The organism is Burkholderia cenocepacia (assembly GCF_900446215.1).
Taxonomy (GTDB): Bacteria; Pseudomonadota; Gammaproteobacteria; order Burkholderiales; family Burkholderiaceae; genus Burkholderia; species Burkholderia cenocepacia.
The window spans coordinates 163,726-181,204 of record NZ_UAQZ01000014.1 but is presented as its reverse complement, the minus strand read 5'-3'; the positions used below and the strand labels follow the sequence as shown (position 1 = coordinate 181,204).

Below are 17,479 nucleotides of genomic sequence, written 5' to 3'. Positions count from 1 at the left end.
ATTTCGACCGGGCTTTTTGCTTGGCGTGACCGCGCAGGGATGCGGCGTGCCGGGTAGCGCTCAGTGCGCCGCCGATGCCGCCGCACCGGCATCGCCACCGCCCGCGCGTTCGGGCTTGGTGATCCAGATCAGTGCGATCAGCAGCACGAAGATGACCGCCGAGATGTAGAACAGGTCGTTCACGCCGAGCTGCGCGGCCTGTTGCGTGGCCATGTTGTTGATCAGTCCGTGTGCCTGGTTCTGCGACAGCCCGAGATTGCCCATCTGCGTGACGGCCTGGTTGAACGTCGGGTTGTACGGGTTCGCCTGCTCGACCAGTTGCGCGTGATGGAAGTTGTTGCGGTGGTCCCATGCGGTCTGGAAGATCGACGTGCCGATGCCGCCGCACATGATCCGCACGAAGTTCGACAGGCCGGACGCCGCGGGAATGCGGTGGCCGGGCAGGCCGGATAACGTGATCGACACGAGCGGGATGAAGAAGCCGGCCATCGCGATGCCCTGCACGAGCGTCGGCAGCGTCAGCGACCATTCGTCGACGCCCGTCGTATATCGCGAACGCATCCAGAAGCACAGCGCAAACGTCAGGAACGACGCCGTCGAGATGAAGCGCGGATCGGTGCGTGGCAGATACTTCCCGGTGAGGGGCGACAACAGGATGGCGAACAACCCGACCGGCGCCATCACGAGGCCGGCGTCGGTCGCGGTGTAGCCGATTTGCGTCTGCAGCCACAGCGGTAACAGCACGAGATTACCGAAGTACAGGCCGTACCCGATCGACAGCGCGACCGTGCCGCCGGTGAAGTTCCGGATGCGGAACAGCGACAGGTCGACGACCGGGTGCTCGGCGGTCAGCTCCCAGATCACGAAGAACGCGAACGCGATGACAGCGGTCAGCGCGAGCACGACGATGGTCGTCGACGCGAACCAGTCGAGATCCTTGCCCTTGTCGAGCATGATCTGCAGCGAGCCGACCCAGACGACCAGCAGCGCGAGGCCCACGCCGTCGATCGGCGCACGGCGCACGGCCGACTCCCGATTACGGTAGATCGCCCACGTCGCGGCGGCGGCGGCGATGCCGACCGGGATGTTGACGTAGAAGATCCACGGCCACGAATAGTTGTCGGAGATCCAGCCACCGAGAATCGGACCCGCGACGGGCGCGATCAGCGTCGTCATCGCCCATAGCGCGAGCGCCATCGGCGCCTTCGCGCGCGGATAACTCGACAGCAGGAGCGCTTGCGACAGCGGAATCATCGGGCCGGCGACCGCGCCCTGGAGCACGCGCGAGCCGAGCAGGAACGGCAGGTTCGGTGACAGCCCGCACATCCACGACGAGATCACGAACAGGATGATCGACGCGAGGAACAGGCGAACCTGCCCGAAACGGTCGGTCAGCCAGCCGGTCAGCGGCACCGAGATTGCGTTCGCGACCGCGAACGACGTGATGACCCACGTGCCCTGGTCGGACGACACGCCGAGGTCGCCCGAGATGGTCGGGATCGCGACGTTCGCGATGGACGTGTCGAGCACGTTCATGAACACCGCGAGCGACACCGCGATCGTGCCGAGCACGAGTTGCCCGCCCTGCAAGGGCGGGTGGGAGACAGGAGCCTGTGCCATGTCGGTTGTCTTTCCGGAGTCGGAACGGTTACATCATTTTCGCGGCGCTGTTCTGCTTCGCCGCGACCGGCGCCGACGCGTTGCCGCCTGCGTTCTCGGCGATGATGCGCGCGATTTCGGCGTCGGCTTCGTCGCCGTATTTCGCGAACACGTTGGTCTCGTAGACGGTGTTCGGCGCGTTGACGAGCTGGTCGCCGCGTTCGTCCTTGATGTCCACGTCGACCTGCATCGACAGGCCGATGCGCAGCGGATGCTTGTCGAGATCCTTCGGATCGAGTTCGATCCGCACCGGCAGGCGCTGCACGACCTTGATCCAGTTGCCGGTCGCGTTTTGCGCCGGCAGCAGCGAGAACGCCGAGCCCGTGCCGGCCGAGAAACCGACGACCTTGCCGTGGTACGTGACCGACGAACCGTAGATGTCGGCCGTCATTTCGACCGGCTGGCCGATGCGCATGTGCTTCAACTGGACTTCCTTGAAGTTCGCGTCGACCCACACGGCATTCAGCGGCACCACCGACATCAGCGGGTTGCCGGGCGACACGCGCTGGCCGACCTGCACCGAGCGCTTCGCGACGTAGCCGGTGACCGGCGCCGGCAGCACGTTACGTGCGTTCGCGAGGTATGCGTCGCGCACCTTCGCGGCGGCGGCCATCACGTTCGGATGCGATGCGATCGTCGTGTTCGCGGTCAATGCGCGATTCGATGCGAGCTGCTGCTGCGCGGCGTCGACCGATGCCTGCGCGGCCTTCACCGCGTCGCGGGCGTGCGAGATTTCTTCCTGCGACACGGCGCCCGTTTGCGCGACGGCCAGGCGGCGACGCAGGTCGTCCTGGGCCTTCGACAGGTCGGACTGGCGTAGCGCGACTTGCGCGCGGTACTGGTCGTCGTTGACGAACAGGCCGCGCACCTGGCGTACCGTCTGCGCGAGGTTGGCTTCCGCCTGCTGCAGCGCGACCTGCGAATCGGCCGGGTCGAGCACGACCAGCGGGTCGCCGGCCTTGACCGTCTGCGTGTCGTCCGCCTTCACGGCGATCACGGTGCCGGTGACCTGCGGCGTGATCTGCACGACGTTGCCGTTCACGTAGGCATCGTCGGTGTCTTCATGGAAGCGGGCGACGAGGAAGTAGTACAGGCCGTATGCGATGGCCGCGATCACGATGACCGCGACGAGCAGCGTCATCATTCGTTTGCGCTTGCCGTTGTTCTGCGGCTGCGCGCTGGCGGCGTTTTGTTGGTCGCTCATGGCGATTTTCTCCGTCCGTTATTTCGAGTGTCTGCGTAGTAGTGGCGCCGGCTCAGTTGGCGGCCTGTTTGGTCGGCGTGGCGGCATCGGGCGCGGCGAGCGGCGTGCCGGTCGCGTCGAACCCGCCGCCGAGCGCCTTGATCAGGGCGAGCTGCATGTCGCGGCGACGCATCTTCAGGTTGGTCACCGTCTGTTCCGCTGCGAGGCGGTTGCTGTCCGCCGTCAGCACCTGCAGTTGCGGCGACAGGCCGGCCTTGTAGCGGATGACCGCGAGATCGTACGCGCGCGTCGACGCGTCGAGCGCGCGCTGCGCGTCGCCCATCTGGCGATCGATCGCACGGATCGACGCGACCTGCGTCGCGACGTCGTTCAGCGCGCTGATCAGCGTCTGGTTGTAGTTCGCGACCGACAGGTCGAAGTCCGCGTAGCGGCCCTTGAGCTGCGCACGCAGCGCGCCGGCATCGAAGATCGGCAGGTGGATCGCCGGGCCGAACTGCGCCTGGCGGCTCGCGAAGTTCAGGAATTTGCCCCAGCCGAACGCATCGAAGCCGAAGCCGGCCGCGAGGTTCACGTCGGGGTAGAACTCGGCCTTCGCTTCCTTCACGTCGTGCATCGCGGCTTCGACCTGCCAGCGCGCGGCGACGATGTCGGGGCGGCGCGATACGAGGTCGGCCGGCAGGTTGCCGGGCAGCGTGACGTTGCCGCTCGGATTCATCACGGGCGCCGCGATCTGCAGCCCGCGATCCGGACCCTTGCCGAGCAGCGCGGCAAGCTGGTAGCGCACCGTCGTGATCTGGCCGTCGAGGTCCGACAGCGAAGCCTGGGTCGTCGCGATGTTGCCGCGCGCCGTCTGGCGTTCGACGTTGGTGTCGAGGCCGGCGGATACGCGGCCGTCGGTGATCTTGCCGACCGTCTCGCGGTTGGTGATCTCGCGTTGCGCGATGTCGCGTAGTGCGTAGAGCTGCGCGAGCGAGTTGTAGGTGCGCGCGACCGACGACGCGAGTGTGATGCGCGCCTGTTGCATGTCGGCTTCGGCCGCTTTTTCCTGCGATACGGCCGTGTGCAGGCGTTCGCGGTTCTTGCCCCACAGATCGAGTTCCCACGACGCGCTCGCGAGCGCGTTGTTCTCGCTGTACCACTGGCCGCCGTACGGGGGCGGGAACAGCCCGTTCGCTGAATACAGCTCGCGTGTCCACGAATAGCTGGCTTCGGCCTTCGGCATCAGGTTAGAGCGCGACGATTCGATGTACGACGAGGCCTTCGCGATGCGCGCCTGCGCCTGCGCGATCGACGGGTTGCCCTGCAGTGCTTCGTCGATCAGCTTCGGCAGTTGCGGATCGCCGAACTGGCTGGCCCAGTCGAGCGCCGGCCACTGGCCGCCCTGGGCCGGCAGGCTCTGGGTGGATTCGAATTGCGACGCGGGGGCGATCTGCTTGTCGCTCTTGATGCCGATGTAATTCGCGCAGCCCGCCAGCGCCAGCGTGGCGACCGCGGCGGCGACGGCGGCGCGGCACGACCCGGCGCGCACGGACAACGGGGAGGTTTTCATCGCGCTAACCCCTGACTCGGAATGAATGATGGACACTGCAAGGATTTCCTTACATTAATCTGTCAAAAGTAATTGTTATGGCAACTATTACGTGATGCTACCGCCGGCCGTCTCGCAATAGTTGCTGAGAATGCGGCGCAGCATGCTCTTCAGGAACCCGACTTCTTCCGGCGTAAACCCGTCCAGCACCTGGTCGAGCACGCTGCGGAAAATCGGCGGCAGCCGTTCGGCGAGCGCACGGCCTTCGTCGGTGAGCTCGAGCCGCACGACGCGCCTGTCCTCGACGCTGCGCACGCGCGACAGCAGGCCGCGTTTCTCGACCCGGTCGAGCAGGCGCGTGACCGCGCTTGCGTCGATCCCGTATTCGCGCGCGAGTTCGGCGGCCGTCGAGCACTTGCCGACCGCGATCATGAACAACATGCTCGCCTGCGTGCCCGTGATGCCGAGCTCTTCCTGCGTGCGTTGCGTGACGAGGTTGGTCATCACGGACTTCACGCGCGACATCAGATAACCGACGCTGTCGTTCATCTGGTAAGAAGACAGCGGCGAAACGGGCGGTGGGGTAGGAGAATCCGACATAAAACCCTGAAGCTGCAATAGTTGACTAGGCAGCAGTATAGGCACAATTGCTTGCCGCGGCAAATGTTAATCGAACGGCAAACGCGCGCTTTGTCCGGCGAGAGTCCCTTGTCGGGATAAGGTTTTTTCGGTCGTTCGATGGCGGCGCGCCGGGCGGTCGACCGGTTCGGAAGGGTGGCGGTGGCGCCCGTTTTGTTGCGTTGCACCGTGCGGGTCAGCTGTCGACACGCGCACGTGCTATAATTTGTGGCTTTCCAAGCTGCAACAGCGCGCGCCCGTGAAAACGAGCGCGCGCGTTTGCGCGTTCAAACGATTTCCAGGTTTCTATGACCCGCGCCCTTCGCAATATCGCCATCATCGCTCACGTCGACCACGGCAAGACGACGCTCGTCGACCAACTGCTTCGCCAGTCCGGCACCTTCCGCGACAACCAGCAAGTCGCCGAGCGTGTGATGGACTCGAACGACATCGAAAAGGAACGCGGGATCACGATTCTCGCGAAGAACTGCGCGGTCGAATACGAAGGCACGCACGTCAACATCGTCGACACCCCGGGGCACGCGGACTTCGGCGGCGAAGTCGAGCGCGTGCTGTCGATGGTCGACTCGGTGCTGCTGCTCGTCGACGCGGTCGAGGGCCCGATGCCGCAGACGCGCTTCGTCACGAAGAAGGCGCTCGCGCTCGGCCTGAAGCCGATCGTCGTCGTCAACAAGATCGACCGCCCGGGCGCGCGGATCGACTGGGTGATCAACCAGACCTTCGACCTGTTCGACAAGCTCGGCGCGACCGAGGAGCAGCTCGACTTTCCGATCGTCTACGCGTCGGGCCTGAACGGCTACGCGTCGCTCGACCCGGCGGCCCGCGAAGGCGACATGCGTCCGCTGTTCGAGGCGATCCTCGAGCACGTGCCGGTTCGCCCGGCCGATCCGGAAGCGCCGTTGCAGCTCCAGATCACGTCGCTCGACTATTCGACGTACGTCGGCCGGATCGGCGTCGGCCGCATCACGCGCGGTCGCATCAAGCCGGGCCAGCCGGTCGTGATGCGCTTCGGCCCGGAAGGCGACGTGCTGAACCGCAAGATCAACCAGGTGCTGTCTTTCAAGGGCCTGGAGCGCGTGCAGGTCGAGTCGGCCGAAGCGGGCGACATCGTGCTGATCAACGGTATTGAAGACGTCGGCATCGGCGCGACGATCTGCGCGGTCGACACGCCGGAAGCGCTGCCGATGATCACCGTCGACGAACCGACGCTGACGATGAACTTCCTCGTCAACTCGTCGCCGCTCGCCGGCCGCGAAGGCAAGTTCGTGACGAGCCGCCAGATCCGCGACCGCCTGATGAAGGAGCTGAACCACAACGTCGCGCTGCGCGTGAAGGATACCGGCGACGAAACGGTGTTCGAAGTGTCGGGTCGCGGCGAGCTGCACCTGACGATTCTCGTCGAGAACATGCGCCGCGAAGGCTACGAGCTGGCCGTGTCGCGTCCGCGCGTCGTGATGCAGGAAATCGACGGCGTGCGTCACGAGCCGTACGAGCTGCTGACGGTCGACGTCGAGGACGAACACCAGGGCGGCGTGATGGAAGAGCTCGGCCGCCGCAAGGGCGAAATGCTCGACATGGCGTCGGACGGCCGCGGCCGCACGCGTCTCGAATACAAGATCTCGGCGCGTGGCCTGATCGGCTTCCAGAGCGAATTCCTGACGCTCACGCGTGGCACGGGCCTGATGAGCCACATCTTCGACTCGTACGCACCGGTCAAGGACGGTTCGGTCTTCGAACGTCGCAACGGCGTGCTGATCTCGCAGGACGACGGCGCGGCCGTGGCCTACGCGCTGTGGAAGCTGCAGGATCGCGGCCGCATGTTCGTGAAGCCGGGCGACGCGCTGTATGAGGGCATGATCATCGGCATCCACAGCCGCGACAACGACCTCGTCGTGAACCCGATCAAGGGCAAGCAGCTGACCAACGTGCGTGCGTCGGGTACCGACGAAGCCGTGCGCCTCGTGCCGCCGGTCCAGATGTCGCTGGAATACGCGGTCGAATTCATCGACGACGACGAGCTCGTCGAAGTGACGCCGCAGTCGATCCGCCTGCGCAAGCGCTTTCTGAAGGAACACGAACGTCGCCGCGCGAGCCGCGAAGGCGCGGTCGACTGAGCATCGGCCGTTCCCGACACGACGAAAAAGGCTGCCTTCGGGCAGCCTTTTTTGCATCCGCGCGTCGGGCAACCGGATTGCCTGCAAAACACTGTTCCCGCAGGTCGCGGCAATCCGGCAAAACCCCGCCGCGCGGTGCTTTCAGGCACATTTCGCCGTGAACTCCGGTATCGGTTCTGTGATATGCTGCGCGCACGCAAGTTTTAGGTCCTTCCAAGCAAGACTTGATTCGCAATCCGCTAAACGGTCAGGCCGTGTCGCGGAAGGTTGAGTAACCCGCTATTTCTCGAGAAGCTCGAAGAAAGGTGAGCGTAAAATGTCAGATGTAATGAAGCAGTTTCAGCTGAACTCCTATCTGTTCGGCGGCAATGCTTCGTACGTTGAAGAACTGTACGATGCATACCTCAACAATCCGGCGTCGGTGCCGGAGAACTGGCGAGAGTATTTCGACGCGCTGCAGAACGTGCCTGCAACGGACGGCTCCAACGCCAATGACGTTGCGCATTTCCCGATCGTCGAATCGTTCGCCGAGCGTGCTAAGGCCAATGCCTTCATCCCGCGCGAAAGCACCAGCAATCTCGCGACCGCACGCAAGCAGGTGCACGTCCAGTCGCTGATCAGCGCCTACCGCTTCCTCGGCTCGCAATGGGCCAATCTCGATCCGCTGAAGCGCCGCGAACGCCCGGCCATTCCCGAGCTCGAACCCGCGTTCTACGACTTCTCCGAAGGCGACCTCGACCAGACCTACAGCGCAAGCAACCTGTACTTCGGCTTCGACCAGGCTTCGCTGCGCGATATCGTCAAGGGTCTGCGCGACACGTACTGCGGCACGATCGGCGCCGAGTACATGTACATCAGTGATCCGGAACAGAAGCGCTGGTGGCAGGAGCGCCTGGAGTCGACCCGCGCGACGCCGTCGTTCTCGATCGACAAGAAGAAGCACATCCTGAATCGCCTGACGGCCGCCGAAGGCCTCGAGCGCTACCTGCACACCAAGTACGTCGGCCAGAAGCGCTTCTCGCTCGAAGGCGGCGAGAGCTTCATCGCGGCGATGGACGAAGTCGTCCAGCACGCGGGCAAGAGCGGCGTGCAGGAAATCATCATCGGCATGGCTCACCGCGGCCGTCTGAACGTGCTGGTCAACACGCTGGGCAAGATGCCGGCCGACCTGTTCGCCGAATTCGAAGGCAAGCACGTCGACGACCTGCCGGCCGGTGACGTCAAGTACCACAAGGGCTTCTCGTCGGACGTGTCGACGGAAGGCGGCCCGGTCCACCTGTCGCTCGCGTTCAACCCGTCGCACCTCGAAATCGTGAACCCGGTGGTCGAAGGTTCCGCGAAGGCGCGGATGGACCGTCGCGGTGACGAAGACGGCCTGCAAGTGCTGCCGGTGCAGATCCACGGTGACGCGGCCTTCGCTGGCCAGGGCGTCGTGATGGAAACGCTGAACCTCGCGCAGACGCGCGGTTACGGCACGCACGGCACGCTGCACATCGTCATCAACAACCAGATCGGCTTCACGACGTCCGACCCGCGCGATGCGCGTTCGACGCTGTACTGTACCGACGTCGTCAAGATGATCGAAGCGCCGGTGCTGCACGTGAACGGCGACGATCCGGAAGCCGTCGTGCTCGCGATCCAGATCGCGATCGACTACCGGATGCAGTTCCACAAGGATGTCGTGATCGACATCGTCTGCTTCCGCAAGCTGGGTCACAACGAGCAGGACACGCCGGCGGTCACGCAGCCGCTGATGTACAAGAAGATCGCGCAGCACCCGGGCACCCGTGCGCTGTACGCCGAGAAGCTCGTGCAGCAGGGCGTGATCACCGCCGAAGACGCCGACAACTACGTGAAGGCGTACCGCAAGGCGATGGACGACGGCCACCACACCGTCGATCCGGTCCTGTCGAACTACAAGAGCAAGTACGCGGTCGACTGGGTTCCGTTCCTGAACCGCAAGTGGACGGACGCAGCCGACACGGCCGTGCCGCTCGCCGAACTGAAGCGCCTGGGCGAACGCATCACGACCGTCCCGGAAAACTTCAAGGTCCACCCGCTCGTCGAGCGCGTGATCAACGACCGCCGCAACATGGCGCGCGGCGACCAGCCGCTCGACTGGGGCATGGGCGAACACCTCGCATTCGCGTCGCTCGTCGCATCGGGCTACTCGGTGCGCCTGACGGGCCAGGACTCGGGCCGCGGCACGTTCACGCACCGTCACGCGGTGCTGCACGACCAGAACCGCGAGCGCTGGAACGACGGCACGTACGTGCCGCTGCAGAACATCGCCGAAGGTCAGGCGAAGTTCACGGTGATCGACTCGGTGCTGTCGGAAGAAGCGGTGCTGGGCTTCGAGTACGGTTACTCGACCGCCGAGCCGAACACGCTCGTGCTGTGGGAAGCGCAGTTCGGCGACTTCGTCAACGGCGCGCAGGTCGTGATCGACCAGTTCATCTCGTCGGGCGAAGTGAAGTGGGGCCGCGTGTCGGGTCTCACGATGCTGCTGCCGCACGGCTACGAAGGCCAAGGTCCGGAACACTCGTCGACGCGTATCGAGCGTTTCCTGCAACTGTGCGCTGACCACAACATGCAGGTCGTTCAGCCGACGACGCCGGCGCAGATCTTCCACCTGCTGCGTCGCCAGATGATCCGCCTGTTCCGCAAGCCGCTGATCGTCGCCACGCCGAAGTCGCTGCTGCGTCACAAGGAAGCCGTGTCGGACCTGTCCGAACTGGCGAAGGGTTCGTTCCAGCCGGTGCTGGGCGAAACCGACGGCGGCATCGACGCGAAGAAGGTCAAGCGCGTGCTGGTATGCTCGGGCCGCGTGTATTACGACCTCGTTGCACATCGCCGCGAAGCGAAGGCGAACGACGTCGCGATCATCCGGATCGAGCAGCTGTATCCGTTCGCGCACAAGCAGTTCGAAGCCGAAATGAAGAAGTACGAGAACGCGACTGAAGTGGTCTGGGTGCAGGACGAGCCGCAGAACCAGGGCCCCTGGTTCTACGTCGAGCACCATCTGAAGGAAGGCATGAAGGAAGGGCAGAAGCTGGCATACAGCGGCCGTCCGGCTTCGGCCTCGCCGGCGGTTGGCTACTACGCGAAGCACTACGAGCAGCAGAAGGCCCTGATCGAAGGGGCATTCGGCCGCCTGAAGAGCGCATCGATCGCGAAATAACCGACGTCAAGCGAAACGGGAAGGCGCGCGGCGCTTTCCCGTCCCTTTTGGCCCGCCGGGCGCGTAGCGAACCGCACCGGCCGAAGGCATCGCACGAACCTCGTCACACCCCAGATTAAGCATCCAGGAAAATCACATGGCTATCGTAGAAGTCAAAGTCCCCCAGCTGTCGGAGTCGGTGTCGGAAGCCACCATGCTGCAGTGGAAGAAGAAGCCGGGCGAAGCAGTCGCGCAGGATGAAATCCTGATCGAACTCGAGACCGACAAGGTCGTCCTCGAAGTGCCGGCACCGGCAGCGGGCGTGCTCGCGCAAGTGCTGCAGAACGACGGCGACACGGTCGTGGCCGACCAGATCATCGCGACGATCGACACCGAAGCGAAGGCAGGTGCTGCCGAAGCAGCGGCAGGCGCCGCCGAAGTCAAGCCGGCCGCCGCGCCGGCTGCCGCCGCACCGGCCGCTCAGCCGGCAGCCGCAACCGCATCGAGCTCGGCCGCCGCATCGCCGGCCGCAGCGAAGCTGCTGGCCGAGAAGGGCCTGTCGACGGGCGACGTCGCAGGTTCGGGCCGCGACGGCCGCGTCACGAAGGGCGACGCGCTGGCTGCAGGCAGCGCACCGAAGGCTGCTCCGGCCGCCGCACCGGCGAAGACCGCCGCTGCGAAGCCGTCGCTGCCGGAAGTGAAGGTGCCGGCGTCGGCCGCGACGTGGCTGAACGATCGTCCGGAACAGCGCGTGCCGATGTCGCGTCTGCGTGCGCGTATCGCCGAGCGTCTGCTCGAATCGCAGCAGACCAACGCGATCCTGACGACGTTCAACGAAGTGAACATGGCTCCGGTCATGGAACTGCGCAACAAGTACAAGGACAAGTTCGAGAAGGAACATGGCGTGAAGCTCGGCTTCATGTCGTTCTTCGTGAAGGCCGCCGTCCATGCGCTGAAGAAATTCCCGCTCGTGAACGCGTCGATCGACGGTAACGACATCGTCTATCACGGCTACTTCGACATCGGTATCGCGGTCGGTTCGCCGCGCGGCCTGGTCGTGCCGATCCTGCGCAACGCGGATCAACTGAGCCTCGCCGAGATCGAGAAGAAGATCGCCGAATTCGGCCAGAAGGCGAAGGACGGCAAGCTGTCGATCGAGGAAATGACGGGCGGTACGTTCTCGATCTCGAACGGCGGCGTGTTCGGCTCGATGCTGTCGACCCCGATCATCAACCCGCCGCAGTCGGCCATCCTCGGCGTGCACGCGACGAAGGAGCGCCCGGTCGTCGAGAACGGCCAGATCGTGATCCGCCCGATCAACTACCTCGCGCTGTCGTACGACCACCGCATCATCGACGGCCGCGAAGCCGTGCTGTCGCTCGTCGCGATGAAGGATGCGCTGGAAGATCCGGCACGCCTGCTGCTCGACCTGTAAGCCGAGTCTCACTGCATCGACCCGTTCCGCAGGGTCGCACTCACACGCGAACCTGCGGGCGTACAAGTAGAAAGGATTGTCATGTCCAAGGAATTTGACGTCGTCGTGATCGGCGCCGGCCCCGGCGGCTACATCGCCGCGATTCGCGCCGCGCAGCTCGGCAAGACCGTTGCCTGTATCGAGAAGTGGAAGAACCCGGCCGGCGCGCTGAAGCTCGGCGGCACCTGCCTGAACGTCGGCTGCATCCCGTCGAAGGCGCTGCTCGCGTCGTCGGAAGAGTTCGAGAACACGTCGCATCACCTGGCCGACCACGGCATCACCGTCGACGGCGTGAAGATCGACGTCGCGAAGATGCTCGGCCGCAAGGACGCGATCGTCGAGAAGATGACGAGCGGGATCGAGTTCCTGTTCAAGAAGAACAAGATCACCTGGCTGAAGGGCCATGGCAAGTTCACCGGCAAGACCGACGCCGGCGTGCAGATCGAAGTGAGCGGCGAGGGTGAAACCGAAGTCGTCACCGCGAAGAACGTGATCATCGCGACGGGTTCGAAGGCGCGTCACCTGCCGAACATTCCGGTCGACAACAAGATCGTGTCGGACAACGAAGGTGCGCTGACGTTCGACTCGGTGCCGAAGAAGCTCGCCGTGATCGGCGCAGGCGTGATCGGCCTCGAGCTCGGCTCGGTGTGGCGTCGCCTCGGCGCCGACGTGACGGTGCTCGAAGCGCTGCCGGCATTCCTCGGCGCAGCCGACGAAGCGCTCGCGAAGGAAGCGGCCAAGCTGTTCAAGAAGCAAGGCCTCGACATCCATCTCGGCGTGAAGATCGGTGAAGTGAAGACGACCGCGAACGGCGTGTCGATCGCCTACACGGACAAGGACGGCAACGCGCAGACGCTCGACGCCGACCGCCTGATCGTGTCGGTCGGCCGCGTGCCGAACACCGACAACCTCGGCCTCGAGGCGATCGGCCTGAAGGCGAACGAGCGTGGCTTCATCGACGTGGACGACCATTGCCGCACGGCGGTGCCGAACGTGTACGCGATCGGCGACGTGGTGCGCGGCCCGATGCTCGCGCACAAGGCGGAAGACGAAGGCGTGCTGGTCGCGGAAGTGATCGACGGCCAGAAGCCGCACATCGACTACAACTGCATTCCGTGGGTGATCTACACGTACCCGGAAATCGCATGGGTCGGCAAGACGGAGCAGCAGCTGAAGGCGGAAGGCCGCGAGATCAAGACGGGCAAGTTCCCGTTCTCGATCAACGGTCGCGCGCTCGGCATGAACGCGCCGGACGGTTTCGTGAAGATGATCGCGGATGCGAAGACCGACGAATTGCTCGGTGTGCACGTGATCGCCGCGAACGCGTCGGACCTGATCGCGGAAGCCGTGGTGGCGATGGAATTCAAGGCGGCGTCGGAAGACATCGCCCGCATCTGCCATCCGCACCCGTCGATGTCGGAAGTGATGCGCGAAGCGGCGCTCGCCGTCGACAAGCGCTCGCTGAACAGCTGAGCACGGGGTAGCGCCTGCCGGCCGTCGGCCGGCGCAGCCGTCTCATGACGAAGGCGGGCGGGGTTTCCCGCTCGCCTTCGTTCTTTCCGGTTTGCCCGATGAACGTCACCGAATACTACACGCGCGAACTGACCACGCGCGGCTATCAGTCCGATCCCGCGCAGCGCGCGGCCGTCGATCGCCTGCAGCGCTGTTTCGACGAATGGGTCGAATACAAGGCGCGCCGCTCGAACGCTTTCAAGAAGCTCATCAATCATCCGGATCTTCCGCGCGGCGTCTACATGTGGGGCGGTGTCGGTCGCGGCAAGAGCTTCCTGATGGACAGCTTCTACGCAGTCGTACCCGTGCAGCGCAAGACGCGCCTGCATTTCCACGAATTCATGCGCGAAGTGCACCGCGAGCTCGAGGAGCTGAAAGGGCAGGCCGATCCGCTCGACGAACTCGCGCGACGCATCGCGAAGCGTTACCGGCTGATCTGTTTCGACGAGTTTCACGTGTCGGACATCGCCGACGCGATGATCCTGTACCGCCTGCTCGATCGCCTGTTCAACAACGGCGTGCAGTTCGTGATGACGTCGAATTACGATCCCGACGATCTGTATCCGGACGGTCTGCATCGCGACCGCATGCTGCCGGCGATCGCGCTGATCAAGGAAAAGCTCGACGTGCTCAACGTCGATGCGGGGGTCGACTATCGCCAGCGCACGCTCGCGCAGGTGAAGATGTATCACACGCCGCTCGGCGCGGAGGCCGATCGCGAACTGCGCCATGCATTCGGCAAGCTCGCGGCGGTGCCCGACGAGAGCCCGATCCTGCATATCGAGAAACGCGAACTGAAGGCGCTGCGCAAGGCGGACGGCGTCGTGTGGTTCGATTTCGCGACGCTGTGCGGCGGCCCGCGTTCGCAGAACGACTACCTGGAACTGGCGAGCCGCTTCCATGCGATCGTGCTGTCCGAGGTGCCGCAGATGTCGCCGCGGATGGCATCCGAAGCGCGCCGCTTCACGTGGCTCATCGACGTGCTGTACGACCACAAGGTCAAGCTGCTGATGTCCGCTGCGGTGCCGGCCGAGGAGTTGTACGTCGAAGGCCCGATGGCCAACGAATTCGCGCGTACGGTCTCGCGCATCGTCGAGATGCAGTCGAAGGAGTATCTCGAAACACCGCGCCGCATCGTCGATACGTCGTTGACCTGAGCGGATGGTGAGCTTGGTAATTAGCGGGATTTAAACGTCAATTTCGGTTAAATTCTGCCGATCTCCGGGTATTTTCGGATTTGTCTTATATTCATCGTTGAGGTGAGCCGATATTGTGGTGTCATGGTTATTAAGGCTGGAGATGTCCATGACCCCGTATCGCGATTTGACCGACCACGAATGGCGCTGCGTCGCGCCGCTTCTGCCCGAAATGCAACCGCGCACCGAGTTGCGCGGCCGGCCGTTAGCCAATACGCGGGCCGTGCTGAACGGCGTGCTCTGGGTGATCTACAGTGGCGCAACATGGTCGGCCATGCCGCGCCGTTACCCGTCGTATCAAACATGCCATCGCCGCTTCAAGGTGTGGCACGAAACGGGTACGCTGATGAACGTGATGCGTGAGCTTTATGGCGACGCCGGCATGAATCTGTGCAATGAACTGTCCGCGCGGATGCGCAAGCACACGCAATCGAAGGCGGCGGAGGCGCGTAGCAACGCAGCGCCCGCGTATCGTGCACCGGGTAGCTATGCAGCGGATGCGATGAAGCACGCGGCGTGATGCCGTCGCGTTTCGTTGTGCGCGCACCAAAAGAAATCGGCCTGGCGACGTCGTCGCAGGCCGATTTTTTCATTGAGCCGCGCGTTTCGGCGCGTACGGCGTTATTGCTGGCGAACCCAGGTCTGCGAACGACCGAGCAGCGACACGCCGATGTAGCCGCGCACCACGAGCTTCTGGCCGCCGTCTTCGAGCGTCATCTTGCACTTGTAGACCTTGCCGTTCTCCGGGTCGAGAATGTTGCCGCCGTCCCAGTGGTCGCCGTCCTTCTTCATCGCCTTGATGATCGTCATGCCCTTGATGAGCTGATCCTTGCGCTCGTCCGTGCACGCGGTGCAGCGGCGATCGGGCGTATCGTTCGCGCCGAGGCCCTTGACGACCTTGCCCGTCAGCGAGCCGTCGCCATCTTCGGCGATCTGTACGAGTGCCTTCGGTTGATGGGTGTTGTCGTCGATCGTCTGCCACATGCCGATAGGGCTATCGGCTTGCGCGAACGTGGGGGCTGCGCACGCGAGCAGGGCGCCGGCAATGGCGATTGCACGCAACGGGCGGGTCAGTTGAATCATTGTCATCCTCCTTGTTTTGCATGTCTGTTCGATTCGCCCGCACGACCGTCTGCATGGGGCGGGCATGTTGCGAGCTTCGCCAGAATACGTGAAACCGCGCGCCACGTTTGATAGAGGGGACTCTAATCGAAACAGCCCGCGTGACGCGGGCTGTTTCGTGACTTGGGTGGCCGATCAGTTGAGCTGATAGGAGAACGCCGCATTGATCCGTGGGCTACGCGATGCGCTTTCGACCGGTGCGTCGCCCACCGGTTTGGCGACGTTCAGGTCGAGACTGTAGTAACGGCTGTCCGTGAGCCGCACGCCGATGCCGACCGACGACATGCGGTTCGGCGATGGCGTGCCCGAGTGCAGATACACGCGCGCCATGTCGTATGCGATGTACGGCGTGATCGATTTCAGATACGTCCAGCCCGGCGTGAAGCCGCGGTTGACCTCCAGCGACATCCCCCAGCCCGAGTCGCCCGATGTCTCGCCCGGCTGGTAGCCGAGCGCGTAACGGGTCGAGCCGAACGAGATCTGTTCGGACGTCGGCAGCGAGTCGGGGCTGTATTGCCCGGTCAGCGAGACCGACGTGCCGATCCGGAACGGCCATTCGTTCGTCTGCGTGAAGGTCGCGCCGGTGCGCACGAAGGTCAGCGAGATCGGGCTGTCCACCGAGGTCGTGGTCGTGCCGACGGTGATGTCCTGCGCTTTCGATGCGCCGAGGATGTTGAAGCCTTTCGCGACGTTAACGCTCAGCTTCTGTACCTGTTTCGGCTGGACGCTCGTGTAGTCGAGCTGCATCTGCAGCACGCGGACCTGCGAGCGCGTATCGAGACTCGCACCGTTGATCTGGTTCTGGTAGCGGTCCTCGTTGTGCGACGCATAGCCCGACACGGTGCCGAGCAGGCTGCGCTGATTGTTCAACAGTATCGGATAGGAAGCCGAAAGACCGAGTTTTTCGTTCTTGACCGTCCGCTCGACGTACGACGGCAACCCCGGGTTGTCGGTCGGCTTGCCGCGATACGTGCTGGCGTCGAGGCGCGTGATCAGGCCGCTGCTGCCGACGGGCACCGCGCCGCTGAACGCGAAGTAGGTTTGCTTGTCGCGTCCCGGCGGCGCGAGCGCCGAGATGCTCAACTGCTCGCCGAACCGCGTCAGGCCGTTTTCGGTCGCGGTGATGAGGCCCTGCACGCCGGGGTGGTTGAAGTCGATACCCGTGCTGACGTTGAACGGCTTGCGATCGACCGCGAGCTCGAGCGTCGTCGCGCCGTCGGTGGTCTGCGGCGGCGGGACATTCGCCTTCACCGTGAGGCCGGGCAGCAGGCCGAACGTGTTCACGTAACGCTCGAACGTCGCGCGGCGCAGCGGGCGATCGGCCGTGATGTGCGCGGCAATCGCGCGAATCTTCGGTTCCATCGCGCCGGGCTTGCCGGTGACCTTGACGTCCGACACATAGCCTTCGACCACCGTGATGCGCACGACGCCGTTCTCGAACGTTTGCGCGGGGACGAACGCGAACGACAGCGCGTAGCCGCGTTCCTGGTACAGCGTCGTCACGCCGTTGGCGGTTTCGATCAGTTCGCCGATCGTGATGTCCTTGCCGACGAGCGGTGTGAAGCGGCGCGTGATTTCTTCGAACGGTATCGACTTCACGCCTTCGACCTGGAACGTCTTCGGCGTCAGGTGCCGCGACAGCAGCTCCTGCAATTGCGGCGCCTGCGGCGCGACCTGCACGGTGACGTTCGGGCCCGTCTTCGGCGCGTTGATCTGGGGAAGGGAGTCGAGCGGGTTACCGCCGACGCGCGTTTGTGCCTGTGCCGTACCTGCTGCCGCGATGGCGAGCAGCATCATCCATCTGTCGAGTCTGGATTTCATTGTTCTTCCTCGTAGGCCTTGCTTTTCGTCTTCTTTGTAATGCCGGCGCG

12 protein-coding genes are annotated in these 17,479 nt (G+C 64.2%); 6 read left to right on the top strand and 6 right to left on the bottom strand.

Annotated elements, in window-relative coordinates:
- Positions 1-60 precede the first annotated feature (60 nt).
- The 4 genes from DTA15_RS27530 to DTA15_RS27515 all read right to left on the bottom strand — a co-directional run bounded on the left by DTA15_RS27530 (position 61) and on the right by DTA15_RS27515 (position 4,991).
- Positions 61-1,620, bottom strand: coding sequence for a DHA2 family efflux MFS transporter permease subunit (locus DTA15_RS27530; protein ID WP_012492561.1), 1,560 nt, complete (start codon positions 1,618-1,620; stop codon positions 61-63).
- 28 nt (positions 1,621-1,648) lie between these two features.
- The gene (locus tag DTA15_RS27525; protein ID WP_006490688.1) at positions 1,649-2,863 is read right to left on the bottom strand and encodes an HlyD family secretion protein; all 1,215 of its coding nucleotides are present in this window, start codon (positions 2,861-2,863) and stop codon (positions 1,649-1,651) included.
- A gap of 52 nt (positions 2,864-2,915) precedes the next feature.
- Entirely contained in the window at positions 2,916-4,412 is a 1,497-nt protein-coding gene (locus tag DTA15_RS27520; RefSeq protein WP_012492562.1) for an efflux transporter outer membrane subunit, read from the bottom strand.
- 87 nt (positions 4,413-4,499) lie between these two features.
- Positions 4,500-4,991 carry a MarR family winged helix-turn-helix transcriptional regulator gene (locus tag DTA15_RS27515; protein ID WP_034178626.1) on the bottom strand — a complete coding sequence of 164 codons (492 nt, stop codon included), beginning with the start codon at positions 4,989-4,991 and terminating at the stop codon, positions 4,500-4,502.
- Positions 4,992-5,317: 326 nt separating this feature from the next.
- Here DTA15_RS27515 and typA point away from each other — a divergent pair, with 326 nt between their 5' ends.
- The 6 genes from typA to DTA15_RS27480 all read left to right on the top strand — a co-directional run bounded on the left by typA (position 5,318) and on the right by DTA15_RS27480 (position 15,006).
- Positions 5,318-7,144, top strand: a complete 1,827-nt coding sequence (gene typA / locus DTA15_RS27505) for a translational GTPase TypA (protein ID WP_006490690.1) — start codon at positions 5,318-5,320, stop codon at positions 7,142-7,144.
- Between the two features lie 316 nt (positions 7,145-7,460).
- A complete protein-coding gene (locus tag DTA15_RS27500; RefSeq protein ID WP_006495342.1) occupies positions 7,461-10,325 on the top strand; it encodes a 2-oxoglutarate dehydrogenase E1 component in 2,865 nt (954 codons plus the stop codon).
- 136 nt (positions 10,326-10,461) lie between these two features.
- Positions 10,462-11,739, top strand: coding sequence for a 2-oxoglutarate dehydrogenase complex dihydrolipoyllysine-residue succinyltransferase (odhB, locus tag DTA15_RS27495; protein WP_006493538.1), 1,278 nt, complete (start codon positions 10,462-10,464; stop codon positions 11,737-11,739).
- An 81-nt stretch (positions 11,740-11,820) separates the two neighbouring features.
- Positions 11,821-13,251 (top strand): dihydrolipoyl dehydrogenase, encoded by a 1,431-nt coding sequence (gene lpdA, locus DTA15_RS27490; protein WP_006483484.1) that lies wholly within the window; start codon positions 11,821-11,823, stop codon positions 13,249-13,251.
- 98 nt (positions 13,252-13,349) lie between these two features.
- Positions 13,350-14,447, top strand: a complete 1,098-nt coding sequence (gene zapE, locus DTA15_RS27485) for a cell division protein ZapE (RefSeq protein ID WP_012492563.1) — start codon at positions 13,350-13,352, stop codon at positions 14,445-14,447.
- Positions 14,448-14,613: 166 nt separating this feature from the next.
- Entirely contained in the window at positions 14,614-15,006 is a 393-nt protein-coding gene (locus DTA15_RS27480) for a transposase (RefSeq protein WP_172547091.1), read from the top strand.
- A gap of 101 nt (positions 15,007-15,107) precedes the next feature.
- On the opposite strand, the gene DTA15_RS27475 is transcribed toward DTA15_RS27480, so the two are convergent.
- Both DTA15_RS27475 and DTA15_RS27470 read right to left on the bottom strand, forming a co-directional pair.
- On the bottom strand, positions 15,108-15,569 hold the full coding sequence (locus tag DTA15_RS27475; protein WP_006483501.1) for a DUF2147 domain-containing protein: 462 nt from the start codon (positions 15,567-15,569) through the stop codon (positions 15,108-15,110).
- A 174-nt stretch (positions 15,570-15,743) separates the two neighbouring features.
- The gene (locus DTA15_RS27470; RefSeq protein WP_006483487.1) at positions 15,744-17,429 is read right to left on the bottom strand and encodes a ShlB/FhaC/HecB family hemolysin secretion/activation protein; all 1,686 of its coding nucleotides are present in this window, start codon (positions 17,427-17,429) and stop codon (positions 15,744-15,746) included.
- Positions 17,430-17,479: the final 50 nt, after the last annotated feature.

Coding starts and splice junctions, on each gene's coding strand:
- DTA15_RS27525 (WP_006490688.1), bottom strand. CDS start 2,863: ATGAGCGACCAACAAAACGCCGCCAGCGCGCAGCCGCAGAACAACGGC.
- DTA15_RS27520 (WP_012492562.1), bottom strand. CDS start 4,412: ATGAAAACCTCCCCGTTGTCCGTGCGCGCCGGGTCGTGCCGCGCCGCC.
- DTA15_RS27530 (WP_012492561.1), bottom strand. CDS start 1,620: ATGGCACAGGCTCCTGTCTCCCACCCGCCCTTGCAGGGCGGGCAACTC.
- DTA15_RS27500 (WP_006495342.1), top strand. CDS start 7,461: ATGTCAGATGTAATGAAGCAGTTTCAGCTGAACTCCTATCTGTTCGGC.
- DTA15_RS27470 (WP_006483487.1), bottom strand. CDS start 17,429: ATGAAATCCAGACTCGACAGATGGATGATGCTGCTCGCCATCGCGGCA.
- zapE (WP_012492563.1), top strand. CDS start 13,350: ATGAACGTCACCGAATACTACACGCGCGAACTGACCACGCGCGGCTAT.
- DTA15_RS27475 (WP_006483501.1), bottom strand. CDS start 15,569: ATGATTCAACTGACCCGCCCGTTGCGTGCAATCGCCATTGCCGGCGCC.
- lpdA (WP_006483484.1), top strand. CDS start 11,821: ATGTCCAAGGAATTTGACGTCGTCGTGATCGGCGCCGGCCCCGGCGGC.
- DTA15_RS27515 (WP_034178626.1), bottom strand. CDS start 4,991: ATGTCGGATTCTCCTACCCCACCGCCCGTTTCGCCGCTGTCTTCTTAC.
- typA (WP_006490690.1), top strand. CDS start 5,318: ATGACCCGCGCCCTTCGCAATATCGCCATCATCGCTCACGTCGACCAC.
- odhB (WP_006493538.1), top strand. CDS start 10,462: ATGGCTATCGTAGAAGTCAAAGTCCCCCAGCTGTCGGAGTCGGTGTCG.